This is a genomic window from Amphibacillus xylanus NBRC 15112 (genome assembly GCF_000307165.1).
Classification (GTDB): Bacteria; Bacillota; Bacilli; order Bacillales; family Amphibacillaceae; genus Amphibacillus; species Amphibacillus xylanus.
On record NC_018704.1, the window covers coordinates 2,156,827 to 2,183,744 of the forward strand.

Genomic DNA, 26,918 nt, shown 5'->3' on the forward strand with positions numbered 1-26,918 from the left:
ATAAGTCCTTCTTTCCTTTAACGGCTTTGCCGAATAAGTTACCCACAACTTATTAACAGGTTCAATTTGCTCTTTGCCTATTTTAGCGATAATTTATAATTTATACAAGTCAGTTTTTGGAGATTAACAAATTTTCACCAATATGCTTGGACAACAGGTCATGTCTGCGGATAAGATTGTCTTAACTATAAGTGTAGCCTAAAATATTTTTTTCATCAGACCATTGTTTAAAACCGAGCCAAATTAATAATTCTGTTAGTGGTTCTTCTTCTGTTTCTACAATTAAATGCTCAGCTTCTGTGCGTTCGAATTTTTCAAGAATGTGATAGAAAATCTCAATCAATTGCTCTGTATGATCTAGCTTGGTCACAACAAATTTAGTTAACTTACAAATCTTTTCGTCCTCCCACTCGAGCTCGACAAAACCTAGCACTCGCTTTCTGTCTTTGATTAAATAAGTCATCTGCTGTTGTTGATTTTTGCTGATTAAATGTTGAAAAGGCAACTCTTTCATGCTTTCATCGGACGGCAGTGGCGTTAATAACATGTCAATCGCTCCCTCTCAAGTTTTTCTAGTCTAGTCTATGAAGGTTAGCAACCATTCATGATAGATTATCTAAACCATTCAAGAAAAAAGAATGAGATTTTCGGTTTATCTGTGAGGTCTGACTCTTCTTGTTCAGCAACTTGTTCTTCCTCGTCCATTGATACTGTCGTCCCTGCTGAGAAGTCAAGAAAACATAATGGCGGGAATAGTACACACCACCAGTTCGAGCCTTCTCCTTCACCTAGCGTAATTAGTATCGCTTCATACTCACCAGCAGGGTACACATATTGATCATACAGTTTTGCTGGGAATAAAACATTTGAATCATAATCGATCGTGTAATTAATCGTTGAACCGTGATCTTTTAATGTATTGGCAACAATCATATCAATTTGATCAAGTCGAGTCTTGATGATTTCTCGCGCATCCTCGATACTCGTCAATTGCTCTACCCAAGTTGTAATTTCAGCATTAACCGCGTCACGCACAGCATATTTTAATTGTTGATCTTCTGGATCATCACTCTCTGCTAAAATTCTTAACCTAATCGCTTCATCTGGAATCATTTGATAGCCAGCTGTTTCTGGCATTGGAACTGGTTGATGAGTTAACAAAATCACGAGTGACATGATTACTTGAAAAACCTGTTTCATTATTTTCCCCTCCGGCATCAATCTTAAGACTAGTATCACCAGAGGGGAAATCTTTTAAACTAGCATTTTGCAAAAATGATTCGATCTTTTTGATTGATGTCCTTAATCACTTCAACAGAGCTCGTTGGGAATGCTGATTTGATTAATTGTGTAACTGACTCTGCTTGTTGATGGCCAATTTCAAATGCTAGACATCCTGATGGTGCGAGAACTGATTTGGCTTGGTTGATAATTGTTTCGTAAGCTTTAAGGCCTTGATTATCAGCGAATAAGGCGAGCTCTGGATCAAAATTTTTCACAGTATCAGATAAGGTTTCACGCTCTTCCCATGCAATGTACGGTGGGTTTGAAACAATTAAATTAAACTTTTCACCTGTACCGAGCCATTTTTGTAAAAAATCACTTTGATGAAACTTCACGTCTGCGTTAAGGTTTGTAGCATTTTGCTTAGCAATTGCGAGTGCTTGTGTCGAAATATCGCTCGCTTCAACTGTTAATGTTGGATCTTCACTTTTTAGCGTAATCGCAATTGCCCCGCTTCCTGTTCCGATATCTAGTACTTTCAGTGGTCGTGGCTGATCTTTCGTTTTTGCTAAAATCAGTTGAACGAGTTCTTCAGTTTCTGGTCTTGGAATGAGCACGTGCTCGTTAACAGTAAAGTTTCGCCCGTAGAATTGTTCCGTTCCAGTTAGGTGTTGGACGGGCTTGCCTGTTGTCGCATGTGTCTCAATATCTTTCAAAAATGCGTTTAGCGTTGCTTCATCAATTGGCTCGCGCAGATTCAAGAGTAGGTCTGTTTTTGAAAAATTGGTGTGATGAAGCAAGAGTATCTCAGCTACTTTAGGTTCTCGGCCATGTTCTTCTAAAAAAACAGAAGCCCTATTGAGGACTTCTTGAATTGTTTGACTCATATTAATCACCAACGTGCTCCATTTTGTGAGCTTGCTCTTCCATAATCAGAGCATCAATAATCTCAGAGAGCTTCCCTTCTAAAATTTGATCGAGCTTTTGAATGGTTAAGCCAATTCGGTGGTCAGTAACTCGGTTTTGCGGGAAGTTATACGTTCTAATTCGTTCTGAACGGTCACCTGTACCGACAGCTGATTTACGTGTTTGGTCTAATTCAGCTTGTGCCTCTTGTTGATACATATCATAAATACGAGCACGGAGAATCTTCATCGCTTTTTCTTTGTTTTTAATTTGTGATTTTTCATCTTGCATTGAAACGACGATTCCAGTTGGGACGTGTGTTAGACGAACAGCTGACATTGTCGTGTTAACACTTTGGCCACCTGGTCCACTTGATGCGAACGTATCTACCCGGATATCTTTTTCTTGGATATCAACCTCAACATCTTCTGCTTCAGGTAAACAAACTACCGTAGCTGTAGATGTATGGATTCGTCCACCTGATTCTGTTTCCGGTACGCGTTGAACACGGTGTGCGCCGTTTTCGTATTTCAGTTTTGAGTAGGCACCTTTACCATTAATCATAAAGATAATTTCTTTGTAGCCGCCGACACCAGTTGAGCTTGCTTCCATAACATCGATCTTCCAGCCTTCAGCCTCTGCATAACGGTGGTACATTCTGAATAGATCTCCTGCAAATAAAGCCGCTTCATCTCCACCAGCAGCGCCACGGATTTCCATAATAACGTTTTTATCGTCATTCGGATCTTTCGGTAAGAGTAATATTTTCAGTTTTTCTTTTATTTCTGGGATTTGTGGTTCGAGTTCATCAAGTTCCTGTTGAATCATTTCTTTCATCTCAGGATCTGTTTCTTCCTGAAGCATTTCTTTAGCGCCTTCTAATTGTTCATTAATATTTTTATATTCACGGTATGCGTCAACAATATCTTGTAAATCAGATTGTTCTTTTGAATATTCACGTAACTTGTTTGTATCACTTATTACGTCTGGGTCACTTAATAATTCGTTTAATTTTTCATAACGTTCTTCTAGACCAGCTAATTTATCAAGCATGGATTCCACCTCTTTTTGTTCGAATCATTCAATTTATTATATATTATCGGCAGGGACTCGGTCAAAGTTGTTTGATTTTATATTCATAATCCGGTTTGCCTGGTACTTCGTGACATTTTCGGCAGCGAGGTTCATACGATTCTGATGCCCCAATTTTAATGATTGGATCATCGTAGTGTGCCGGCTTTTGATCAATTAATCGCTGTGTTCGACTAGCATCTGCTCCACATTTTGGGCAAATTGCATTTAGTTTTGTAACAGATTCGCTGAGTGCCATTAATTCCGGCATAAACCCAAATGGTTCACCGCGGAAATTAGTATCAAGTCCAGCAAGTATTACACGAAAGCCAAGATCTGCAAGTTGACTAACGAGATCAACGATTTCTTTTTCGAAAAATTGTACTTCATCAATTCCGACCACATCAATTTCAGGGGAGAGTTTTTCAACTAATTCAGATAATGATGTCACTGAATATGCTTTGATTGAGTTGCCATTGTGTGTCATGATCGCTTCTTCTGAGTATCGATTATCGATCGCGGGTTTGAATACGACTGTGTTTAGTTTGCCGTATTTTGCACGACGGATACGGCGAATAAGTTCTTCTGATTTTCCTGAAAACATGCTGCCGCAGATCAGCTCAATTGATCCTTGCTTCATCGTAGTTGTCCTCCATTTGTTTGTCTGTTTGTCGAAATAAAAAAACAGGCTCGTTTTGACGGTGGCCTGTGTCTAGTTTTAGCAAGACTTAAGACAGCCAATCCATTGTGGAATGGCTGTCGTTAGTATCACTAGGTATTTCTTAGTTAATGTTATATTTTTTCTTAAAGCGATCCACACGGCCACCAGCAGTATCTGCTTTTTGTTTACCAGTGTAGAATGGATGAGATTCCGAGCTAATTTCAACGCGGATTAATGGGTAAGTATTTCCGTCTTCCCACTCAATTGTTTCTTCTGATTTCTTAGTTGATCCGCTTAAAAATTTATAGCCAGAGCTCGTATCAAGAAATACAACTTTTTGGTATTCTGGATGAATATCCTTTTTCATGTGTTCCAACTCCTTTTGCCCTGAATCCACCGGAATCAGAGTTAATTTTGGCTAGCTTACAACAGCGGGTTAAACTGCTCCAAACTGCCTTTTTACATACTTTTAGATTATACCAGTGTCAGAAATACAATGCAATACTTTTATTTATTTTGATTGACAGATCCGGTTGGGAGATGTTGTCTTTTGGTGAACTTGAGTATATTCTTGAAAACTTGTGTGCATTTTCGCGGAACTTGTGTGTATTCTCGAAAACTTGTGTGTATTTCAGCGAACTTGTGTGTATTCTCGAAAACTTGTGTGCATTTCGCGGAACTTGTGTGTATTTTTGAAAACTTGTGTGCATTTCAGTGAACTTGTGTGTATTCTCGAAAACTTGTGTGCATTTCCCGGAACTTGTGTGTATTTTTGAAAACTTGTGTGCATTTTCCGGAACTTGTGTGTATTCTCGAAAACTTGTGTGTATTTCAGCGAACTTGTGTGTATTCTCGAAAACTTGTGTGCATTTTCGTGAACTTGTGTGTATTTTCGGAAACTTGTGTGCATTTCTCGGAACTTGTGTGTATTTTCGGAAACTTGTGTGCATTTCAGCGAACTTGTGTGTATTTTTGAAAACTTGTGTGTATTTTCGCGAACTTGTGTGCATTTTCAATAAGTTGATTATAATTTATGAACTTTTGTCTATTTTATTCAAGCTGGATAAGTTATATTGCACTGCTTTGCGGCCGCTTGGTTTAATTACTGGGAATTCCGATAGCAGGCGATAAGTCAGTGAGTAACAACTTAATCCTAACCACCATCTGGCTGTACGGTTGTTGATAATTGGACTAAACAGATGAGTATAGTCTCGTAAAGCTTGGTGATGTGCAGTTGGGTCGGAATTTTCGCATTTTGAGCATGTCCATGTTGCGTATTGTCGCTGCATAAAAATATTTCTACATAATGGGCAGAGTACACCTGTGTTTAAGTCCTCTAATTTGATGTTGTAATCTTTGATCAAATCGACTTCTCGCGGTTGGTGAAGACTTCTTAAAAGTTTTTCAAGTTGTTGTAATTGGTGGTCGTTATAGTATAGTTGGCGATTATTCGCTAGACAGTCATTGGTGAAAAACGGTACTTCCTGTGCGACCATTACTTCTTTAGAAGTTATCGAGACATCTAGTTGAACTGAGTTGTGTGGAAATGCAACGATTGGAATAATCGGGATACAGGGAAAACCGTGGTGTCGAAGGATATAGTCAAGCTGACGTTTTTGGATGTCGGCTTGGTGTTTAGGATTATCAAAGGTGACGGAGGTTTGTTGGTATTGTTGGACGTATTGACCGTGTTGATTTTGTGCGATAATTCCTTTGCGATTTTTGACTTCAATGATGAAAATTATGTGAGGCGTTGCAATTAGGTGGTCAATCTGGGTATAGTATGTGCTACCGTGCAGTCGAAGTCCAGATAAATGGATGACTTTCTTTGCTTGAATAAATTCAAAGTAATAACGGAGGTTCTTTTCACCAACGTAGCCTGCTAGATCCTTGCCTAGCTGGATATTTAGTTCGTGAAAATTGGGATGTGATTGTTTGAGTCTAGGTATGAGTGCTTCTAATTGGATGAGACGATTCGACTTTTCAACAAATTGATAGTTCATTGCTTCAATCCTTTCTTAATATTTATATTCTTTATAAAAAAAGCTCTCAATCTCGCAAAAGATTAAGAGCTTCATTTTATGGTTTAATATTTTTCCGCTTCATTTCATCAATCGTTTGCTGATAAAATTCTTCGTTCGATTTTGTTGAGCGAATCTTTTTCAATAGGCGTTCGATGAAATCAGGTGTGTCTTGCATCACTTTACGCATTGACCAAACGATATCGAGTTTTTCCTTAGAAATAAGAAGCTCTTCTTTACGAGTACCTGAACGTAATAGATCAATCGCTGGGAAAATTCTTCGTTGAGCAAGTTGACGATCGAGGTGAAGTTCTAAGTTACCTGTTCCTTTAAACTCCTCATAAATGACGTCGTCCATTCTTGAACCTGTTTCAACTAAAGCAGTCGCTAGTATCGTTAAGCTACCGCCCTCTTCAATATTACGCGCTGCACCGAAGAAACGTTTTGGTCGGTGGAAGGCTGCTGGGTCAATACCACCTGATAATGTACGACCACTTGGTGGAATAACAAGGTTATAAGCACGTGCCAAACGTGTAATACTATCCATCAAAATAACGACATCTTTCTTATGTTCAACGAGTCGCATCGCGCGTTCTAAAACTAATTCCGATACTTTAATGTGATTCTCTGGAACTTCATCAAAAGTTGAGCTAACAACATCAACGTCCGGATGAACCTGGCGCTCTATATCAGTTACTTCCTCTGGACGCTCATCAACAAGTAAAATAATTAACTTAACATCTGGATGATTTTTAGTAATGCTATTGGCAATTTCAGTGAGTAGCATCGTTTTACCTGCTTTTGGTGGCGCTACGATTAATCCACGCTGGCCAAAACCAACAGGAGTAATAATATCCATTATACGCGTTGAGACTTCATGAGGCTCTGTTTCGAGTGTCATCATTCTATTTGGATAAAGAGGAGTTAACGCTGGAAAATGCACACGTTCTTTCGCAAGCTCAGGATCTTCTCCATTGACCGCATCTACATGAAGCAAGCCATAATATCGTTCATTTTCTTTAGGTGGTCTAACCTTACCTGAGACTTTATCGCCATTTCTTAAATCAAAACGACGTATTTGAGATGCAGAGATATAAATATCTTCAGCACTTGGTGAATAATTAATTGGTCTTAAGAAGCCAAATCCTTCTGATGGAATGATTTCTAGAATTCCATCCATAAATAAATAACCGCTTTTTTCGGCCTGTGCTTTTAAAATTGAAAAAATGAGTTCCCGTTTCGTTAATTTGGCATAGTAAGATACTTTAAATTCTCTTGCCTTTGCGTAGAGATCTTTTAACGTCAGTTCCTCTAATTGTGAAATTGTAACTTCTGACACGTGATCATCACACCTATTCTATTAGTTATTTTATTCAATTGAAAAATGGGAATATAAATTTAGAAGATTTTGAGTGTTCATGAAGTATGCGGTAGATATTTTTATCCTACTCCTTTTCGAAAAAATTTTCAACCGCTTTTCTAGAAATAGCAACTTAGTCGTGGTGGGTTTGTGCTTATTTTGCCATTTTTACAATATAACTCTTTCTTCATTCAAGCTTGACTTCAGTAAAGAAAATGCAAGCATCGCATAAAAGATGCTTGCATTTATGTTGTTAATTTTGTGTTTGGCGAATTTCTTCTTCAGTCATCGCTTCTTTCCAAATTTTCGCACCTAAATTGGTTAATTTCGTTGTTAGGTTTTCATAACCTCGTTCTATATGTTCGACTCCTGTAATTTCAGTAATTCCTTCGGCCATCAAACCAGCAATGATGAGTGAGGCACCAGCACGAAGGTCTGAGGCTCGAACTTTTGCTCCTTGTAATTTTGTTGGACCATATACAATTGCACTTGATCCTTCAACTTTAATCTTCGCACTCATGCGGCGCAATTCATCTGTATGTTTAAAACGAGCACTATAAATGGTGTCAGTTACGATTGAAGTACCTTCAGCTTTCGTTAATAGTGCTGTAAATGGTTGTTGTAAATCTGTTGCAAAGCCTGGATAAACGAGTGTTTTAATATCAACGGCTTTTAGATTTTCTGATTTTTTAACACGAAGCTTATCTTCCCCTACTTCAATTTCCACTCCCATTTCGCGAAGCTTAGCGATAACAGGCTCTAAGTGTTGTGGAATGACATTATCAATTAAAACATCTTCTCCTAAAGCTGCAGCAAGGATTGTATACGTACCTGCTTCAATTCGGTCAGGAATAATCGTGTGTGTACATCCAGATAATGAATCAACACCCTCAATCCGAATAACATCTGTTCCTGCACCTTTGATTTTAGCACCCATACTTGTAAGAAGTGTTGCAACATCAATTATTTCAGGCTCACGCGCTGCATTTTCGATAATCGTTTTACCTTTTGCGCGAACAGCTGCAAGCATAATATTAATTGTTGCGCCAACACTAACGATGTCAAGATAAACTCTAGCGCCAACTAACTCATCAGCACGGAGATAGATTGCACCTTGTTCATTCGTGACTTTAGCACCTAATGCTTCAAATCCTTTAATATGCTGATCAATTGGACGCGGGCCAATGTGACAACCACCTGGTAGCCCAATGACTGCTCGCTTAAAACGACCGAGCATCGCACCCATGAAATAATAAGACGCACGAAGTTTTTTAACTTTTCCATTTGGTAGTGGCATTGAAGTCATATGTGTTGGATCGATATGTACAGTGCTTCCATCACGTCTAACTTTACCACCGACTTCTTCGAGTAATTCACTTAAGATCACAATATCGGAAATATCTGGTAGGCCTTCAATACTTACTTCAGAATCTGCTAAAATTGTTGCCGGTAATAGAGCAACCGCACTGTTCTTTGCTCCACCTATTTTTACCGTTCCTTTTAAAGGGTTACCACCTTCTACAAATAATTTTTTCATAATCAGTAGCCTCACTTTTTATATTTGTCGTCTCGTTTCGTTACTCTTAGTGTATACCTTCTTGGTACTTTGATGCGTTTAAATTGTTCAGATCATAAAGAAAAAACTTGTCTCAATGAATATAAAATTCCTGATAAAGCTTAAAAATCGATTAGGTAAACGCTTACTTTACCAACCTTTATTATAACAGAAAATGTTCATTAAGTAGTTTTAACTTACCAATAATTCGCTTATTAAGTCTGTTTATCGAATCATGATGGTATTTTCTGAAAAACGCGCTCTTTGTATAAAAAACGCATTCCTTTTCATTATACAAATAAATCACGTATGTATCTACCTCATTTTATTAAAAATTGGTCAATTGACAAATAATTTACACGAAAAAAAATTGACAGAAGCGTGTATCATAACAGATTAGATAATAAAAATGGAGTTGTCACAAAAGCAGATGCTTTTTACAACAACTCCATTATCATTTTACTGTTCATTCATTCCGTTTGAATAAACAGTATCACTGACTGGATTTCTTACGCTTTATTAGAAGAACCAAATTCACGCATTTTACCAATAACTGTTTCTTTAATTACATCACGTGAAGGTCCAAGATATTTACGAGGGTCGATCATATCTGGATTTGCTGCTAATACTTCACGTACAGTTTTCGTTTGTTGGATTTGGTTTTCAGTGTTTACGTTAATCTTAGCTGTACCGAAAGAAATTGCTTTTTGAATATCTTTCAATGGAATACCAGTTCCACCGTGTAATACTAGTGGCACACCAGTTGCAGCGCCGATTTCTTCCATTTCTTTAAATCCTAATTTAGGCTCACCTTTGTAAGTTCCGTGAACAGAACCTAGAGCTGGAGCTAATGTATCGATTCCAGTACGCTCAACAAGTTCTTGACACTCTTTAGGATCAGCATACATAACTTCTCCTACAACGCCGTCTTCTTCTCCACCAACGATTCCAAGCTCAGCTTCAACAGATACACCGTGTAAGTGAGCTAACTCAACAACTTTAGAAGTAATTGCTACGTTTTCTTCGAATGGAGCATGAGAAGCGTCGATCATTACTGATGTGAAACCTGCATGAATAGCTTTAGCACACTCAGCAAAGCTTGAACCGTGATCTAAATGGATTGCTACTGGAACAGTAGTTCCTTGAGCTTTATAAACAGCTTTAACCATTGCTACAACTACATCGTAGCCACCCATGTAGCGTGCTGCTCCTTCAGAAACACCTAAAATTGCTGGAGATTTTTCCTCTTCTGCTGCTTGTAAAATAGCTTGGACATACTCTAAGTTGTTAATGTTAAATTGTCCAACAGCATATTTTCCTGCTTTTGCATCTTGAAGCATTTTTGTCATTGATACTAATGCCATGAATTGTTCCTCCTTAAAAATATAAGAAATTATTTATTCGCCATTTGGCACGCTCATTAAAAATGAGCACACGACTATATCCAGTCAAAATTTTTTCTTGATTGGGTACTCTAATAGCATACCAATTTCGACAGTTCCATGCAACAACGTGAAGCAAATGTAAGCGATTACGTCAAAATTTTTTAACAATTCTATTAGAGTTATTGTAATTTTAAGTAAATTATGTAATTAAAACCCTTTATTCTGACTATTCGTTCATTAATTGATTTATCTTTTCTTTGACATCGATTAAATTAAATGGTTTGGAAATATAACCTTTTACTGTTTGATATTTTTTGGTCAACGCTTTTGCATTTTCGATTAAGCCGCTGATGAAAATTGTCGGTACTTGGTAGCCTGATTCCTCTAATATCGCTACCACTTCTGAGCCGCTTTTTAGAGGTATTTGAAAATCTATAATCATTAAATCTGGTTGATGTTCTTTTACATAGTTAATCGCAGAGATCCCATCTTCACAGCTCGTCACTTGATAGCCTTCACCACGAATTACTTCTTCAAGCAAAAGACGAATCCCAGCTTGGTCGTCTACTATTAAAACATTTTTAGTCACTTGCATCTCCTCCCTAGCAATTCATCTTACAAGATTTTTGAATAATAGGCCTATTTTACTGTAAATATACATAAAAAATCTAACTTTTCCATCTATTGACCTTGTTCACAAGTGAGCAATTGCACGATAAAAAAGTGATGAACGAAAGGTAAGGCTTCATTCATCACTTATTAAATTTACTTATTAACGATCGCTCCGATAAAGCTTGTAAACAACTGTTGTGGTCTTGTTGGACGTGATTTAAATTCTGGGTGGAATTGTGTCGCAACAAACCATGGGTGATCAGGTAATTCAATTGCTTCAACAAGTCGATTATCAGGGCTCATACCTGAAAGTACTAAGCCTTTCTCTTCAAGTGCTTCACGATATTCATTGTTTACTTCATAGCGATGGCGGTGACGTTCATGAATCACATCAGCATTATTGTATGCTTGTTTAATTTTTGAGCCGTCTTTCAAGTGACATGGGTATAGACCAAGTCTAAGTGTGCCACCGATATTTTCCAGATCTTTTTTGTCAGCTTGAATATCAATAACTGGGTATGGTGTGTCTGGATTGATTTCTGTTGAATGAGCATCTTCTAAGTTTAAAACATTACGCGCGAATTCAATTGTTGCCAGCTGCATGCCTAAGCAAATACCTAAAAACGGAACCTTCTCTTCACGCGCATAACGGATGGCATTAATTTTCCCTTCGATACCTCTATCACCAAAGCCACCAGGGACAAGAATTCCATCAACATCTTTCAAGTACTCATGAGCATTATCAACAGTAATGTCTTCTGAATTAATCCATTTGACTTCTACATCAACATTATATGGATAACCTGCGTGTTTCAATGCTTCAACAACTGAAATATAAGCATCGGGTAACTCGATATATTTACCGACCAAGCCAATTGTTTTCTTACCAGATAAATTCTTAACAGTTTCAGCTAATTTCTCCCACTCTGTCATATCAGGTTCTGGACAGTTCAAGCCAAAGTGATCACAAGTAATTTGATCTAGACCCTGATCGCGTAGTGAAAGTGGAATATGATAAATCGTTTCAACGTCTGTTGATTCAATGACATTAGATGGTTTAATATCACAGAATAGAGCGATTTTGTCCTTCATTTCTTGATGAACAGGCATTTCTGAACGTAGGATAATGACGTCTGGTTGAATACCAAGTGAACGTAATTCCTTCACGCTGTGCTGTGTTGGTTTAGTTTTTAACTCACCAGCTGCTTTAATATATGGTATGAGTGTCGTATGGATATACATGACATTTTCTCGACCTACATCATTTTTGATTTGGCGGATTGCTTCTAGATATGGAAGTGATTCAATATCACCAACAGTACCACCAATTTCTGTAATCACTACATCAGCATGACTGTGTTCAGCAGATTCGAATACTTTTGCTTTAATTTCATTCGTAATGTGTGGGATTACCTGAACTGTTGCACCTAAATAATCACCACGACGTTCTTTTTTTATAACGGATGAATAAACTTTACCTGTTGTAATATTAGAGTATTTCGATAAGTTAATATCGATAAAACGCTCATAGTGTCCAAGGTCTAAGTCTGTTTCCGCACCGTCATCAGTTACAAATACTTCCCCATGTTGATATGGGCTCATCGTACCTGGGTCGACGTTAATATAAGGATCAAATTTTTGAATAGTTACGTTTAGACCACGATTTTTTAGTAATCGACCTAATGAAGCCGCTGCAATCCCTTTACCAATTGATGAAACAACTCCACCCGTTACAAAGATGTATTTTGCCACGATTTATTTCGCTCCCTTTTCATAAAAATACGGATCTACTTGTAGAATATCCAAGCAGGTCGGTTATATGTTTTAAAAACGCTCTACAGCCACATTAAAAACAAAAACGCCCCCCTGTAACAGGGGGACGCATCATTATAATTCTTTTGTAGAGCCCAAATAAAATATTACGCATTGAGCAGAAAAATGTCAAGTAGTTGATCGTTATCTTTTTAAAAAATAAAAGTTAATTGACACTCGACTTGCTAAATTTAGAGTTCATCCTCATCATCGTAATCATCTTCGTCATCTAGATCTTCATCTTCTTCATCATCTAGATCTTCATCATAATCATCGAAGTCTTCCTCATCAATGATGTCATCACTTAATGTTAATGTATCTTCGTCGTCATCGTTAATTGTATTTTTATATGCAGCTCCAACAATATCTAGTGGAACTTCAGTTAAATCTTCATCCGCATCATCAATGATTGGATCATCTTCAACTGGATCGACCACTTTCTTTTTCTTCTTACGTTTTTTCGGTGTTGCTTCGATTTGAATGACCTCGTCAATTTGCTCAACTGAATACCACTTTTTCAAACCCCACTCACCGCCGCCTAGTGTTAAAAAGCGGCCGTCTAAGTTAAGGTCAGTGTAGAAAAGAGCTAAGTTTGAGTGACGCTCTGACTCTGAATAACCTTTTATATCAGCAACTTGATTAAATATTTCTCTATAATTTAGTGCTTTGTTTGTTTTTTCTAATACGAGGATTGCTAATTCAATCATCGAGTATTCCTGTAAATTCTCACGGTTTGTATTCGCAATTGACACCGTTTTGCACTCCCTTTACTCCATATTTAAAGCGATCGTGTTTAATCACATGATTCCATCATTTGTACATTATATGAGTATGTTTTATAAAAAGCAATCTTTCTTATTAATTGATATAAAATTAATCACATTGCATGAAGAATGAACAAATAACTGATTACTTTTATCACTCATCATTAGTGTTGTACAAAGATCAGAAAAAATTTATCCTAACTAAACAAAATTAACGATATCATTATTTACCGATAAAATTAATGAGTTCAGCGACTTTATCTTCTGTTAAATCACCTGAATTATCAAAGACGAGAACGCTGTCTTCAGGAATATCCCAATTAATTTCAGGAACGAAATTAACTCGTGTTTCATACTGATCCCAATTCTCAAGCTTCCAAGTATCACGGTCTGTACCTCTTTGCTCGATTCGCTTACGTTGTTGTTCAATATCTTGTAGTGTAACAACGACAACCTTCACGTCTACTTCTGCTTTTGTTTTATTTGCTGCTACAAGCAAGTCTTCTAAGTATTGTTTATTTTTTAGCTCTGAAGTAAATGGAGAGATCATGAATACATTTTGACCAACACGAAGGTTTTCAACACAAATATCTAACGTTGTATCATATTCTAAATCACGAAGATTTTCTTTATAAAATTGTGAATCACGGTCATCTGGATCTAAGCCTTGCTGTTCTAAGAATCTTTCAACAAAGCGACCTCCCACTGTATCACGATCTAAAAATGCACAAGGAATCTCACGTGCGACCTTTTCTGCTACGGTTGTTTTCCCTGTACCCGCCACTCCCACAAAATAGACTAACTTTTGCATCCTACTACACCTCGTTTTTTTACATTTTCTTATATGGTATCGTATCATCCTGAAAAATGCACGATATTTATAAGTTGATTAATTATTTTTGCATTAATGTTAAATAATTATTGAAACCTATGTTCTACTTAGATAAAAATTTGTTACATACTAAGTTGTTTTGATTTTACGCTGTTGATTTGATTTAATTTTTCTGAGCTAAACAACATTCCTGCTACTAAAAGAATTGCAATTGGTGGGAAGATTGCGATCGTAAGCTGACCTGCAAATAGACCAATTAACGGCGGGACAAATGTCGTCCCAGTGTAAGCTGCTGCCATTTGATAACCAATTAATACTTGTGAATGCTGTTTACCGAAGTTTGCTGGTGTCTCATGAATCATACAAGGGAAAATTGGTGCCAGTCCAAGTCCGATAATCACAAAGCTACTCATTAAAAATATTTGTGGCAATGGTAAAAATAGCAGGATCGTACCGATTAGTGCAGTCATTTGACCAGTTCGTATCAGTGCTTTGTTTGACATTTTGAATGTAATAAAACCCGTTATAAAACGGCCTATTGTAATACCACCATAATAAAATGATACCCAGCGAGCAGCAATTGCAGGATCAAAGTTTTTAATATTAACTAAAAAGCTACTCCCCCAAAGGCCGACACCCGCTTCAATTCCACAGTAAAATAAAAATGTTAATAGTGCATATTTTACACCCTTTACTTGTAGCGGTTTTGTTGCAGTTTTTGATGCTGTTGCTTCTGCTTCAATCGCTTGATTTAATTGACTTTCTTCTGTTGCTGCGACTTTACTCCATAAAGGGATGCTTAAGAAAAGTATCGCTACAAGTGCAAATTGGATAATCGAAATCGTTAAATAGCCTTCGCGCCAAGCATGACCTTGAAGAATAAATTGCGACATGATGATTGGACTAAGTGAAGCACCAACACCCCAAAAGCTATGAAGCCAGCTCATGTGACGCGCTTCATAGTTAATGGCAACGTAATCATTTAATCCCGTATCAACTGCACCTGCGCCAAGACCAAGTGGAATTGCACAGATGATTAACCAAATTAGAGATGGTGCCAAGTAAAATCCAAGCAAAGCAGCGGCAGTCATCAGCACACTGATAAAAGTTACTTTGCCTGTACCATATCTCTTTAGTAAACGCCCACTTGCTAAGCTAGAAATAATTGTGCCAGATGTGATTGTCATAGATAAGACGCCGGCGACTTCCATCGGCAAATCAAGTTCTAGTTGCATGACAGGCCAAGCTGTCCCGAGTAAAGCATCAGGTAATCCTAAGCTAATGAAAGCTAAATAGATGATCAGTAGTAATAATGTTGTCATTCGTTTACCTCGTTAGATTATTTTATTGTCAGTAAAAAACCGAGCCAAGCTCGGTTTTCGTCTGTTTACATATGGTCTGGTGCATGAACACCAAGAATTTTTAATCCATTGGCAATAGTAACTTTGACTGCTTCCATTAATGCAAGGCGTGCTTTTGTTTTCTCAGGGTTGTCTGAGTCAAGTACTTTTTCAGCATTATAATAGCTGTGTAACAATGAAGCAAGGTCAAAAATATACTGAGTCATTCTGTGTGGTGCACGATCTTTAGCAGCATCAGCAATCACTTGTGGGAAATCACCTAATTGTTTTAATAAATCCTCTGCTTTTTCAGTCATTAGATGATCTTTTAACTGAGTCAAGTCTATTTCAAAGCCTTTTTCAGCTGCTTGTTTTAGTAATGTACAGATACGAGCATGTGCATATTGTACGTAATAGACTGGGTTTTCATTTGATTGTGATTTTGCTAGATCCATATCGAAATCTAAGTGTGCATCACTTGAGCGCATAACGAAGAAATAACGCATCGCATCGATACCGACCTCTTCCATCAGCTCTCTTAACGTAACAGCTTTACCTGTCCGTTTACTCATCTTAACCTTCTCACCGTTTTCAAATAGGTTTACCATTTGAATGATTTCAACCTCAAGCGTATCTTGATCATAACCAAGTGCTTGAATTGCTGCTTTCATACGTGCGATGTAGCCATGGTGGTCAGCGCCCCAGAAGTTAATTAACTTATCAAAGCCACGGTCAAGTTTATTTTTATGGTAAGCAATATCTGGTGTTAGGTACGTATATGTGCCATCATTTTTGATTAGAACTCGGTCTTTGTCATCGCCAAAATCTGTCGTTCTAAACCAAGTAGCACCACCGTCTTCATATGTGTAACCTTTTTCCGTTAACAGATTTAATGCAGGTACAATTTTATCTTCTTCATATAGAGAAGTCTCTGAAAACCAATTGTCAAAGTTAACACGGAAATCAGCGAGGTCTTGCTTCAGTTTAGCTAATTCAAACTTCAAGCCATATTCACGGAAAAATGCACGGCGCTCTGTTTCATCCTGCTCAATAAATTTTTCTTGATATTTTTCAACTAATTCATTGGCAATATCAATAATATCCTTTCCATGATAGCCATCCTCTGGCATTGGCACATCATGGCCAAGTGCTTGTAAATAGCGCGCTTCAATCGATAGTGCAAGATTATTAATTTGATTACCTGCATCATTAATATAAAACTCTCGCTCAACTTGGTAGCCGGCAGTGTCTAATAGATTAGCTGTTGTGTCTCCGACTGAAGCACCACGAGCATGACCTAAATGCAGATCGCCTGTTGGGTTGGCTGAAACAAATTCAATTTGAACCTTTTCACCTTTTCCAGTGTTTGTCCGACCATATTGATCTTGTTGCTCTAAAATTAATGGCACAAGCTTTGTTAAATAGCTGTTATCCATAAAGAAATTAATAAATCCTGGTCCAGCAATCTCCACTTTTGTAATTGATGCTTTTTCAAGATCTAGCTGTTCTACCAGTTGCTCTGCGATTTGACGAGGTGCTTTTTTCGCTACACGTGCTAATTGCATCGCGATATTCGTTGCGTAGTCACCATGAGCCTTCTCCTTTGGCTTTTCTAAAATAATCGCTGGAATTTGTTCTTCAGTTGCAAGCTCTGCTTTTAGAATCGCTGATTTAATCTCTGTTTTAAGCTCGTCTTGCATCTTTTGTACGATTGTCATTGATTGTCCTCCTTGATTGTGAGTAAGAGTTTGTGTGTTCGTTCCTCTTCCCCATCCAATTTTGTTCTATAGTTTAATTTTAATTCGGCAGAGCCGTTCGCTGTCATCGGTCGATAATAGAAATCTTGCGTTTGTGTTTCCATTCGAATTGAACCAAATTGATGACGATAAATTGTTTCAGTAATTTGTTTTGGACGGAATTGCTGAACCATTTCCACTCCACCTGAACGTTTAATCGCAATCTGATCTGACTTAATCGTCACCATCGTTGCAACATCAGGCTGCTGATCAATAACCTCATTAAATCTGATCACCGTTTGCCTCTCGGTTTGAATTAATTCACCCTTAGCATCAACTAACGTCTGCTGGCAATCGTGACCATCATCAATTTCAGTCTGTAAATTAATTTTAACAAAAAATTTTCCTAGCCGCATGAAACCATCCTTAAAACTATTAGTATTCCTAAGTATAGAAATGTTTAATGAGAAACTCAAGTAACTTTTGTTGAATTTTATATTTTAGTTAAATTTTATTTGGAGCGGTTTTTTAATATTTTCCAATTTGGGTGCGAACGCACTATAAGGTAGAGCGAAATTTTAAGATTGGGTGCGAACGCACTAGCAAATAGTGCGAAATCTCAAATTTGAGAGCGAACGCACTCGAAATGGGTGTTAGTGGAATTTTTATCACCCATTTCTTTTTAGATGTTTAATTTTTTACAAAAAAAGTGATACTGACTAGCAGGAGGTGACGATTATGAAAAGAGTTGCAGTCTGGTTTGTCCTTATTTCTGCAGTTGGACTCATTAGTTTTATTTTAACGATTCATTTCTTAGGTCCACCACAATTAAATGAGCAGCCGATAACAATTTTAACAGCTGAGGGCGAAGAGCTTGGCACGATGTATAGCGATGGTAATCGAATCTGGCGATCACTTGATCAAATTAACCCATTCCTAATCAAAGCAACCATTGAGATTGAGGATCAACACTTTTATCATCATGGTGGTTTTGATTTGAAAAGAATTGCTGGAGCGATTTTAAAAAATATTCAACGCGGCAATTTAACTGAGGGGGCTAGTACGATTTCTCAACAATATGCGCGCAATCTATTCTTAACGCACGAAAAAACTTGGGATAGGAAAATTAAAGAGGCATTCTATACGATACGATTAGAGTATCATTACGATAAAGATAAGCTACTAGAAGGATACTTGAATACAATCTATTTTGGTCATGGGATTTATGGCGTTGAGACTGCGAGTCAATTTTATTTTAATAAACCGACAACAGAATTATCACTGGCTGAGATTGCAATGCTTGTCGCGATTCCGAACCGACCAAATGGAAACTCACCAATCAATCATTTTGAGACGGCAAAGAAGCAGCAAGAGAAAATCCTTAATCTACTTTATACCGGTGGCTTAATTAACGAAACAGAAGCGCTACTGGCCCGGACTGAGGTACTTAATATTGTCGCAGACTCGAAGCGGGATTCGCAATTTGGTTATATTGCAGATCTTGCGATAAAAGAAGCAACTAGCATTTTAGGGCACCCCGTTCCGCCTGGTTTCAAGCTACAAACAACGATTCAACTAGAGGAACAGCAAGCATTGAATCAATCTGTCGAAAATCATATTGGTGATCTGCAGGTCGGTGCGATGATGGCTCATCCTGCTACCGGAGCTATCAAGGCACTTATCGGAGGAACAGATTATCAGCTCAGCCCATTTAATCGTGCAACACAGGCTAAACGCATGGTCGGGTCAACGTTTAAGCCATTTATCTACTATACTGCACTTGAAAATGGTTTTACAGCTGCGACGCCATTAATGAGTGAACCGACGACATTTATTTTTAATGATAACAACTCATATTCACCGAAAAATTTTAACGAGCGATATGCTGAGGATACAGTCACGCTCGCTCAAGCGCTTGCGGTTAGTGACAATATTTACGCTGTGAAAACACATCTTTTCTTAACGCCTGAAAAAGTGATTGAACGCACACGATCTCTTGGGATTACGAGTGAATTAGAGCCTGTTCCTGCACTCGCACTTGGAACGGCATCACTTAGCGTAGTAGAAATGGTGACTGCCTATAGTCATTTTGCTAATGGTGGTCACGAAGTTAAGCCGTATATTTTAGAAAAAATTCTCGATCCAAATGATCAGGTCATATATAAACGGTCGTTCGATTTAGGTGAGCAGGTGTTGGATGAGCGGATTACATTTATTTTAAATCAGTTACTGACAGGGATGTTTGATCCGAATTTATCTGACTATCTTGCGGTAACAGGTGGTTCAATTAGCGGTGACTTAACAGGTGATTATGCGGGAAAAAGTGGCTCAACGACGACTGATAATTGGATGATTGGTTATAGTCCAGATCTAATTGTCGGTGTTTGGACAGGCTATGATGACAATTCACCAGTCAATTCAAATCAAGCAGCAAAGCTAATTTGGCGTGATGCAATGGAAGCGGGGCATAAAAATAAGCAGAGCAATAGTTTTATTGCTCCACCTGGTATTGTTGCTGCATATGTAGACCCGCAGACAGGTCTATTATCAAACCAACACTGTTCTGTTAGTCGATTAATGTTTTTCATTAAAGGAACAGAACCAATAGGTTATTGTGATTATCATTGAGATTTGAATCCAAAGAGCGTGATCCTTGCATCACGCTTTTTTGTGTCTGCGGTTTAGCATATTATTTGGTATTCGCAGTAATCTTATCTGCTAGTTAATATCATTTTAAACTTAATGCAATTGCTTCAATTGTTCAATAAATGTCCATGCTTCAGCAAATTCCTCTTGTTTGTAATTGGCTTTTGCTTTGACCTCGCTCACCTTTTGTTCGACTTCTAGGCGTGTTAAGTCATCGAAAAATAGCATCGTGGCAATTAATTCTAAAAATCGTGCTGATTGATTGTTTAATTGCTCTATCAGATCACGACAAGCTGGCAAATCATCTGGAGCTTGATCGAGAAATTGCTTGCCTGCATCATTAAGGATGTAATGATATTGAATATAATTTTCCTTTTTTTCCTCTTTCTCTGTTAAGAAGCCTAAATTGCAAAGCTCTTCAATTCTGAGTGTCAATTCCTCAGAATACGGGCCATAAAAGTGAAATCCGTATTTCTCATTAAAAGGTAGACCCATTTTTTTTAGGATATAGATCATCTTTTGTAATTTCTTGCGACCGACGACTTCATTTGCATCGGTGAAAAATCTTAATAAACGTGCGTGGTTTAGTAGCATATCGTCACTCCTAGTTCATCCCTAATAAAGCTTGAATTCGATGTTTTTCCTCATGCTCTTTGAGTTTATTAATTATATCGGCTGGATAGTAAAGTTTATGATCTGTCCGTCTTTTTCCGGATATCGATTCAACGATATCTGATGCCTCCGACAATTCCTTCAGCTCACCATTTTCCAGCTGTAAGTAAATCGGTAGCCTCTCCCCTTCTTCTCCTGGGCGATAAAAATCATACGGCAAATCTGATGATGAGTCAATGACCAAATAATAGTCGGGGTTAATTCCAACCCGGTCAAACAATTGTCTTAATTCTTGCAATTTTCCCATGTCATCTTTCATATCGAAATTTGTATATTTAAATAATTTCCGGTCTAAAAAGCGTGAGCATAAATCTGATAAAATCACGTCTTGTTCATTGATCCATTCGTGGAAATAGAAAAGCATAATCGTCTCATCTAATTTTATATAGTCCTCAAGTGAGATCTCACCTGTGAAAAATGAATAAAAGTGAGTTGGTTCTTGCTTAAATTGGTACCCATTAATATGGAGCGCCTTAACTCGATGGAGAATTTTAGATAAAATCACTTCAGCACTTCGACTTACTGGATGGAAATAGACTTGCCAGTACATTTGATAGCGACTCATTATATAGTCTTCAACAGCATGCATGCCAGAAGCTTTAATCACAATTTTATCATCTAGCGGACGCATGACTCTTAAAATACGCGCCATATCAAAGTGACCATAGCTTACACCAGTATAATATGCATCTCGTTGGAGATAGTCCATCCGATCTGCATCAATTTGGCTTGAGATCAAGCTAACAATCAGTTTATCGTGATAGGTTTTATTGATTACCTCGGCTACTTTTTTCGGAAAGTCTCGACTTACCTTTGTTAAAATTTGATTCACTTCAGTATTACCGAGAATAATTTGTTTGGTAAAATGCTCATGATCGAGATCGAATACTTTTTCAAAGCAATGGGAATATGGGCCGTGGCCAAGATCATGAAGCAGTGCGGCAGTTAGACAAAGCATACGCTCCTCGTGATCCCAATTCAGTTCTTCTGTAAAGTTTTCTAAGATGCGGCGAATAATTTCGTAGACGCCAAGTGAGTGGTTAAAGCGGCTATGTTCTGCACCGTGAAATGTGATGTATGTTGTACCAAGCTGTTTAATCCGGCGTAGACGCTGAAATTCCCTCGTCCCAATTAGGTCCCAAATCACTTGATCTCGAACATGGACGTAACTATGGACAGGGTCTTTAAAGACTTTTTCTTCACTGAGTTGAGCGGTTAAATAAGTCATTTGGTTATCCTCCGTCTTTGTCGAATTAGCTAATGTTCTTTTTTCATTATATAATAGATTCGTGCAAGCTTAAAGAGGAGATGACGATGTACGTGGAGACTTGGCAGGGGATTTTTTTAGATAAAAAAATACGATTAATCGATCAGCGTAATGATGAGTATAAGGTGTGGGAATCATTTGCGGTTGATGATGCGTTGGCAGAATCGATTCATAAAGGTGATTCTGGACCAATTGTTCGCTTATGGACTCACCCAAATGCAGTTGTTCTTGGTATCGCAGATTCGCGCTTGCCTCATTTGCTGGAGGCTTCTCGTTGGTTGAAGGAACAAGGCTATCCACCAATTGTCCGTAATTCTGGTGGTCTTGCCGTTGCGCTAGATGAAGGTGTGTTAAATTTAAGTTTATTAATAAATGATCAAGGCTCAGTTGGAATTCATGAAGGCTATGAAAAAATGGTTAGCTTTATGAAAGCATTACTCGCTGATTGGACTGATCAAATTAAGGCATTTGAAGTTGTCGGCTCGTATTGTCCAGGTGACTATGATTTAAGTATTGACGGGAAAAAATTTGCTGGTATCTCGCAACGACGAATTCGAAATGGGATTGCGATTCAAATATACTTATCTGTAACTGCAGATCATCAAAGCCGGGCGCGATTAATTCGTGAGTTTTACCAGCGCGGGATTCAAGGTGAAGAGACACGCTTTAATTATCCTAATGTTAATCCTGATGTAATGGAAGCATTAGAGACGATTTTAAATGTACCTATTTCAGTTGATGATATTGTCGCAAAGCTAGTTGAGCTGTTGACTAATTCAGGATTAGAGATCACTAATGATCAGTTAACCGATGCAGAAAAAGTAACGTTTATGAAGCGACGTGAATTAATGCTTGAACGTAATCAAAAGGCTTTAGGAGATTTGTTTGAGCCTTAATCAAAAAATAAAGAAGCTAGGACAAAAACTTGCCGGGAAAAATGTAAAAAATGGCTCTGGACAAAAGTAAATTGTTCGAAGCCCTTTTTGTTTGTCTATTTTTATTTTCATCATTGGTGAGGTGCGCTCAAGTTTTGTGAAATACACTCAAGTTACGGGAAATGCACACAAGTTTTGCGAAATGCACACAAGTTTGCGGAAATACACACAAGTTCTCGAAAATGCACACAAGTTTGCGAGAATACACACAAGTTTGCGAGAATACACACAAGTTACGGGAAATACACACAAGTTTGCGAGAATACACACAAGTTACGAGAAATACACACAAGTTTTCGAAAATACACACAAGTTCTCGAAAATGCACTCTAGTTCATCTCTTAAAACAGTGAAATATAGCGGAACTTATTAAAATTTAAAGCCGTTGGAGTAAAATCCAACGGCTTCTTCTTTATTATAATGCTTGTGCTGCTGTAATGATTGCTAATTTGTAAACGTCGTCTGTGTTACAGCCGCGTGATAGGTCGTTAACTGGTTTGTTCAGACCTTGTAGGATAGGTCCAACTGCATCAAAGTTACCCATACGTTGAGCAATTTTGTATCCTATATTACCCGCTTCTAGTCCTGGGAAAACAAATACGTTAGCATCCCCTTTAATCTCCGAATCAGGTGCTTTTGTTTCTGCTACACTTGGAACAAACGCAGCGTCAAATTGGAATTCACCATCTAATGTTAATTCAGGCTTCATTTCTTTAGCAATTTTCACTGCTTCAGCAACTTTTAATGTTTCTTCTGATTTAGCTGAACCTTTTGTTGAGAAGCTTAACATTGCAACACGTGGATCAATGCCAAATAAGTTAGCTGTTTCTGCTGATGCGATAGCAATTTCTGCTAAATCTTGGCTATCTGGTGAAATGTTAATTGCACAGTCTGCAAAAACATATTTTTCTTCTTCACGAACCATAATGAAGACACCTGAAGTCTTTTTAATGCCTGGTTTTGTTTTGATAATTTGTAGTGCTGGACGAACTGTGTCAGCTGTTGAATGTGCTGCACCACTTACTAATCCATCTGCCTTATCCATATATACAAGCATTGTGCCAAAATAGTTTTCATCTAATAGCATTTCACGTGCTTGCTCTTCTGTTGCTTTTCCTTTTCTTCGTTCTACGAAGCTTGCAACCATCGCATCGAATTCTGGGTAGTCAGCAGGATTTAAGATTTCTACTTGATCAAAATTCAAGTTTAATTCAGCAGCTTTCTGTTTCACTTCTTCTGGAACACCTACTAATACAGGTTGAACTAATCCCTCACCAGCTAATTGTGCTGCTGCTCGTAAAATTCGCTCATCTGAACCTTCAGGGAGAACAATCCGCTTAGTGTTTCCAGTTAATCTTTCTTTTAATGTATCAAATAAATTACTCATGAAAAAAACCTCCAAAATATAATTCTGTTATAATCATACGACTTTTTCTGTTTAATTAAAAGAGTTAAAGCTTATTTTAAAATAAAGTTTCTTATTTTGATCACAATTTCTGAAACAAAGCATGTATTTATCCTCGAAATTTAATCCATGCCCCCTTATTTACGTGCGCTATATTTTAATCTTCCCTATTCTTGTGTTAAAAAACATAATTTCAATTGTTGATACATAAATATGGCTACAGAAGGACGTTTTAGAAATGAGGTGAATCGATGGTTGTTGCTCATACAGAAAAAGATATTGAATTGTTAGCAAGGTTAATGCGTGCAGAGGCCGAAGGTGAAGGCGACCTAGGCATGTTAATGGTTGGCAACGTCGGAATCAATCGAGTCATTGATGACTGCTTAGATTTTGGAAATATCCGTTCGATTCAAGATATGGTCTTTCAAAGTCCCGGTGGATTTGAAGCAACACAAAAAGGGTATTTTTACCAACGCGCTAGAGAACACGAAAAAAATCTCGCTCGCCGCGTCGTCCGTGGTGAAAGGTTTCATCCCGCTCACAGGTCATTATGGTTTTTTAAGCCGTCTGGCTCTTGTCCTGCTCAGTGGTATGGCCAATGGAATTCCGGTCGTTTTAAATCACATTGTTTCTATTCACCGCTTGAAAGTGTATGTACACGTATTTAAATCTTAATAAAAAGGAGTGTTAGTTTAATGAGTGAAGAAAAAGATCAGCGTCAGCAAATGCCAATGCCAGGAATGTTCCAAATGCCATTCGTTCCACCACAAGCATTTGGTCCACCACCAATGCAACAGGGACAGCCGTTTCCAGTTCAACCTGGTTTCCCACCATTTATGCAACAACCTGTTGCACAACCAGTTGGACCACCATCAGGTGAAGGAATGCTGCCACTAGAGCAGTCATATGTAGAAAATATTTTACGCTTGAATCGTGGCCGCGTTGCTACTATTTATATGACATTTGAAAATAATGAGCGTTGGAATGCGAAGATTTTCAAAGGAGTTATTGAAGCTGCTGGACGTGACCATATCATTATTAGCGATCCAGAAACAGAGAAGCGCTACTTATTATTAACGATTTACTTAGACTACATTACGTTTGATGAGCGTATTGATTACGAGTATCCAACTGCATTCTAAAATATAAAACGACATACTTTTGTCGTTTACTAATAATCCCCCTAACGTAGTAAGAAAGTGTACTGAACCCATAAAGTTAAACTTAATATTTAAGCTACTAATTGGCTGGCTTGTTTCCGGTATTCAACCGGACTCATGCCAGTCAATTTTACTTTTATTCGTCTATTATTATAATAATAAATGTATTTATCAACTGCTTGTTTCAACTCTTCAAATGATTCGTATATAACTCCATAATACATCTCCTGTTTCATTAACCCAAAAAAATTCTCCATTGGAGAATTATCCAAACAATTACCTCTTCGTGACATACTTTGAAATATTTCATTGTCCTTTAATCGCTTGCGGAAAGCCTTCATTTGGTAACCCCAACCTTGATCTGTATGAATTGTTGTTCGATAAGGACACTCTTTAGTTATTATGATTGTCTCATTCAATGCATCTAAAATGGCTTTCGCACTTGGTCGTTGGGATAATCTATATGATAAAATCTCACCATTAAACATATCTAAAAAAGGGTCAAGATACGCCTTCTTAATAACGGTTTTACCGCTCTGATCTTTTGTGTAATATTTAAATTCTGTTGTATCAGTTGTTATTTTCTGATAAGGAATATGTGTATTGAATCTACGGTTAATTCGATTTTGAGCAACCTTTCCGACAGTTCCTTTGTATGAATTATATTTTCTTGATTTTCTCGTGAATTTTGTGCATGTCAAATTAAGTTTATTCATAATACGTAAAACTTTCTTGTGATTAACGATGTGTCCACATTTCCGTAACTCCATACAAATTCTTCGGTAACCATAGTTACCGTTGTTTTCCTTGAATATTTCTTTAATTAGATGTTCAATCTCTTCATCTGGATTCGATTCGTTGAATCGTTTTTGCCAATACATGTACGTAGCCTTTGGAAATCCTGTCGCTTCAAGAATTACTGCTAGTTTAAAATCTTCACGAAGAGCATGAATAATTCTAGATTCTACTTTCGCAGTCGGCTCGGAATATTTATTCCTGAAGCTCGGAGCTTTTTTAAGTAAGCATTTTCCGCACGAAGTAATTCAATTTCTCGTTCAAGCTGTTGTACCCTAGTTAAAGTGTTATCGTTTTTCTTTTGCTTTTTCTTTTTTGACATAGGAGGACGCCCCTTTGGTTTAGAGAGCCCATCAATGCCTTCTTTATTCCAAATACGCATCCAATTGGCGACAATCGATGGTTTGTGCATATTGAACTTCAAGGCAACATCTTGATAAGACTCTTCTGTTCTTAATTTATATTGTAGAACATCTAACTTAAATTGAACAGAATAAGTTTTATGTGACTTTCTCCTTTTTAGACCTGATTCACCCATCGTTTCATAAACTTTAACCCATTTTCTAACAGTGCTTTTATCAGAAATTGAAAATTGATTAGCTAATGATTTATAACCTCCTTTACCTGCTAAATAAGCAGTTACTACTTCTAATTTAAATTCAAAATTATATTTCACCATAAGAAACACCCCTAAGGTTAGATTTTCGGTCTAACTTTAGGGGTGCACAGCAAAGAAAACTACTTTAGAGGGGATTTTTA

At 37.6% G+C, this 26,918-nt stretch carries 25 protein-coding genes; 4 read left to right on the plus strand and 21 right to left on the minus strand.

The window, feature by feature from the left end; translation table 11 throughout:
• Window positions 1-181: 181 nt before the first annotated feature.
• From AXY_RS10405 to AXY_RS10485, 17 genes are all read right to left on the minus strand, one after another.
• On the minus strand, window positions 182-547 hold the full coding sequence (locus tag AXY_RS10405) for a hypothetical protein (protein WP_015010774.1): 366 nt from the start codon (window positions 545-547) through the stop codon (window positions 182-184).
• Between the two features lie 65 nt (window positions 548-612).
• Window positions 613-1,200, minus strand: coding sequence for a stage II sporulation protein R (gene spoIIR, locus AXY_RS10410; protein ID WP_015010775.1), 588 nt, complete (start codon window positions 1,198-1,200; stop codon window positions 613-615).
• Window positions 1,201-1,259: 59 nt separating this feature from the next.
• A complete protein-coding gene (gene prmC, locus AXY_RS10415) occupies window positions 1,260-2,111 on the minus strand; it encodes a peptide chain release factor N(5)-glutamine methyltransferase (RefSeq protein WP_015010776.1) in 852 nt (283 codons plus the stop codon).
• Between the two features lies 1 nt (window position 2,112).
• The gene (prfA, locus tag AXY_RS10420; protein ID WP_015010777.1) at window positions 2,113-3,183 is read right to left on the minus strand and encodes a peptide chain release factor 1; all 1,071 of its coding nucleotides are present in this window, start codon (window positions 3,181-3,183) and stop codon (window positions 2,113-2,115) included.
• A gap of 61 nt (window positions 3,184-3,244) precedes the next feature.
• Window positions 3,245-3,841, minus strand: a complete 597-nt coding sequence (locus AXY_RS10425) for a thymidine kinase (RefSeq protein ID WP_015010778.1) — start codon at window positions 3,839-3,841, stop codon at window positions 3,245-3,247.
• 142 nt (window positions 3,842-3,983) lie between these two features.
• Window positions 3,984-4,229: a type B 50S ribosomal protein L31 gene (locus AXY_RS10430; RefSeq protein WP_015010779.1), complete on the minus strand. Its 246-nt coding sequence runs from the start codon at window positions 4,227-4,229 to the stop codon at window positions 3,984-3,986.
• 664 nt (window positions 4,230-4,893) lie between these two features.
• Window positions 4,894-5,865 (minus strand): nuclease-related domain-containing protein, encoded by a 972-nt coding sequence (locus AXY_RS10435; protein ID WP_015010780.1) that lies wholly within the window; start codon window positions 5,863-5,865, stop codon window positions 4,894-4,896.
• Window positions 5,866-5,941: 76 nt separating this feature from the next.
• A complete protein-coding gene (gene rho, locus AXY_RS10440) occupies window positions 5,942-7,222 on the minus strand; it encodes a transcription termination factor Rho (RefSeq protein WP_015010781.1) in 1,281 nt (426 codons plus the stop codon).
• A 274-nt stretch (window positions 7,223-7,496) separates the two neighbouring features.
• The gene (locus tag AXY_RS10445) at window positions 7,497-8,780 is read right to left on the minus strand and encodes a UDP-N-acetylglucosamine 1-carboxyvinyltransferase (protein ID WP_015010782.1); all 1,284 of its coding nucleotides are present in this window, start codon (window positions 8,778-8,780) and stop codon (window positions 7,497-7,499) included.
• A 527-nt stretch (window positions 8,781-9,307) separates the two neighbouring features.
• Window positions 9,308-10,162: a class II fructose-1,6-bisphosphate aldolase gene (fba, locus tag AXY_RS10450; protein ID WP_015010783.1), complete on the minus strand. Its 855-nt coding sequence runs from the start codon at window positions 10,160-10,162 to the stop codon at window positions 9,308-9,310.
• A 247-nt stretch (window positions 10,163-10,409) separates the two neighbouring features.
• On the minus strand, window positions 10,410-10,778 hold the full coding sequence (locus AXY_RS10455; RefSeq protein ID WP_015010784.1) for a response regulator: 369 nt from the start codon (window positions 10,776-10,778) through the stop codon (window positions 10,410-10,412).
• Window positions 10,779-10,948: 170 nt separating this feature from the next.
• Entirely contained in the window at window positions 10,949-12,547 is a 1,599-nt protein-coding gene (locus AXY_RS10460) for a CTP synthase (RefSeq protein WP_015010785.1), read from the minus strand.
• Window positions 12,548-12,798: 251 nt separating this feature from the next.
• Window positions 12,799-13,359 carry a DNA-directed RNA polymerase subunit delta gene (rpoE, locus tag AXY_RS10465; protein WP_015010786.1) on the minus strand — a complete coding sequence of 187 codons (561 nt, stop codon included), beginning with the start codon at window positions 13,357-13,359 and terminating at the stop codon, window positions 12,799-12,801.
• A gap of 235 nt (window positions 13,360-13,594) precedes the next feature.
• Entirely contained in the window at window positions 13,595-14,182 is a 588-nt protein-coding gene (locus AXY_RS10470) for an AAA family ATPase (protein WP_015010787.1), read from the minus strand.
• Window positions 14,183-14,325: 143 nt separating this feature from the next.
• On the minus strand, window positions 14,326-15,525 hold the full coding sequence (locus tag AXY_RS10475) for an MFS transporter (RefSeq protein WP_015010788.1): 1,200 nt from the start codon (window positions 15,523-15,525) through the stop codon (window positions 14,326-14,328).
• 65 nt (window positions 15,526-15,590) lie between these two features.
• A complete protein-coding gene (gene argS / locus AXY_RS10480; RefSeq protein ID WP_015010789.1) occupies window positions 15,591-17,261 on the minus strand; it encodes an arginine--tRNA ligase in 1,671 nt (556 codons plus the stop codon).
• Window positions 17,258-17,695: a DUF1934 domain-containing protein gene (locus tag AXY_RS10485; protein ID WP_015010790.1), complete on the minus strand. Its 438-nt coding sequence runs from the start codon at window positions 17,693-17,695 to the stop codon at window positions 17,258-17,260. Before AXY_RS10485 ends, argS begins: the two co-directional genes overlap by 4 nt.
• 322 nt (window positions 17,696-18,017) lie before the next feature.
• Between AXY_RS10485 and AXY_RS10490 the strand changes: the two genes are divergently transcribed.
• Window positions 18,018-19,907, plus strand: coding sequence for a transglycosylase domain-containing protein (locus tag AXY_RS10490; protein ID WP_015010791.1), 1,890 nt, complete (start codon window positions 18,018-18,020; stop codon window positions 19,905-19,907).
• 111 nt (window positions 19,908-20,018) lie between these two features.
• Here AXY_RS10490 and AXY_RS10495 read toward each other — a convergent pair whose 3' ends face one another.
• Window positions 20,019-20,519 carry a YwgA family protein gene (locus tag AXY_RS10495; protein ID WP_015010792.1) on the minus strand — a complete coding sequence of 167 codons (501 nt, stop codon included), beginning with the start codon at window positions 20,517-20,519 and terminating at the stop codon, window positions 20,019-20,021.
• Window positions 20,520-20,529: 10 nt separating this feature from the next.
• Window positions 20,530-21,825 (minus strand): HD domain-containing protein, encoded by a 1,296-nt coding sequence (locus AXY_RS10500; protein WP_015010793.1) that lies wholly within the window; start codon window positions 21,823-21,825, stop codon window positions 20,530-20,532.
• Window positions 21,826-21,911: 86 nt separating this feature from the next.
• On the opposite strand from AXY_RS10500, the gene AXY_RS10505 reads away from it, so the two are divergent.
• Window positions 21,912-22,760: a lipoate--protein ligase family protein gene (locus AXY_RS10505; RefSeq protein ID WP_015010794.1), complete on the plus strand. Its 849-nt coding sequence runs from the start codon at window positions 21,912-21,914 to the stop codon at window positions 22,758-22,760.
• 454 nt (window positions 22,761-23,214) lie between these two features.
• Here the strand turns inward: AXY_RS10505 and pta are convergent, their stop codons facing one another.
• On the minus strand, window positions 23,215-24,186 hold the full coding sequence (gene pta, locus AXY_RS10510) for a phosphate acetyltransferase (protein WP_015010795.1): 972 nt from the start codon (window positions 24,184-24,186) through the stop codon (window positions 23,215-23,217).
• 269 nt (window positions 24,187-24,455) lie between these two features.
• On the opposite strand from pta, the gene AXY_RS10515 reads away from it, so the two are divergent.
• Both AXY_RS10515 and gerQ read left to right on the plus strand, forming a co-directional pair.
• Complete coding sequence (locus AXY_RS10515) at window positions 24,456-24,872, plus strand: cell wall hydrolase (RefSeq protein WP_015010796.1); 417 nt, start codon at window positions 24,456-24,458, stop codon at window positions 24,870-24,872.
• Between the two features lie 27 nt (window positions 24,873-24,899).
• The gene (gene gerQ, locus AXY_RS10520) at window positions 24,900-25,346 is read left to right on the plus strand and encodes a spore coat protein GerQ (RefSeq protein ID WP_015010797.1); all 447 of its coding nucleotides are present in this window, start codon (window positions 24,900-24,902) and stop codon (window positions 25,344-25,346) included.
• 89 nt (window positions 25,347-25,435) lie between these two features.
• Here the strand turns inward: gerQ and AXY_RS12660 are convergent.
• Window positions 25,436-26,838, minus strand: a protein-coding gene (locus tag AXY_RS12660) for an IS3 family transposase (RefSeq protein ID WP_155835498.1) whose coding sequence is annotated in 2 segments (ribosomal slippage) — window positions 25,436-26,367 and window positions 26,367-26,838 — 1,404 coding nt in all. Because the reading frame shifts where the segments join, the coding sequence is not laid out codon by codon here.
• Window positions 26,839-26,918: the final 80 nt, after the last annotated feature.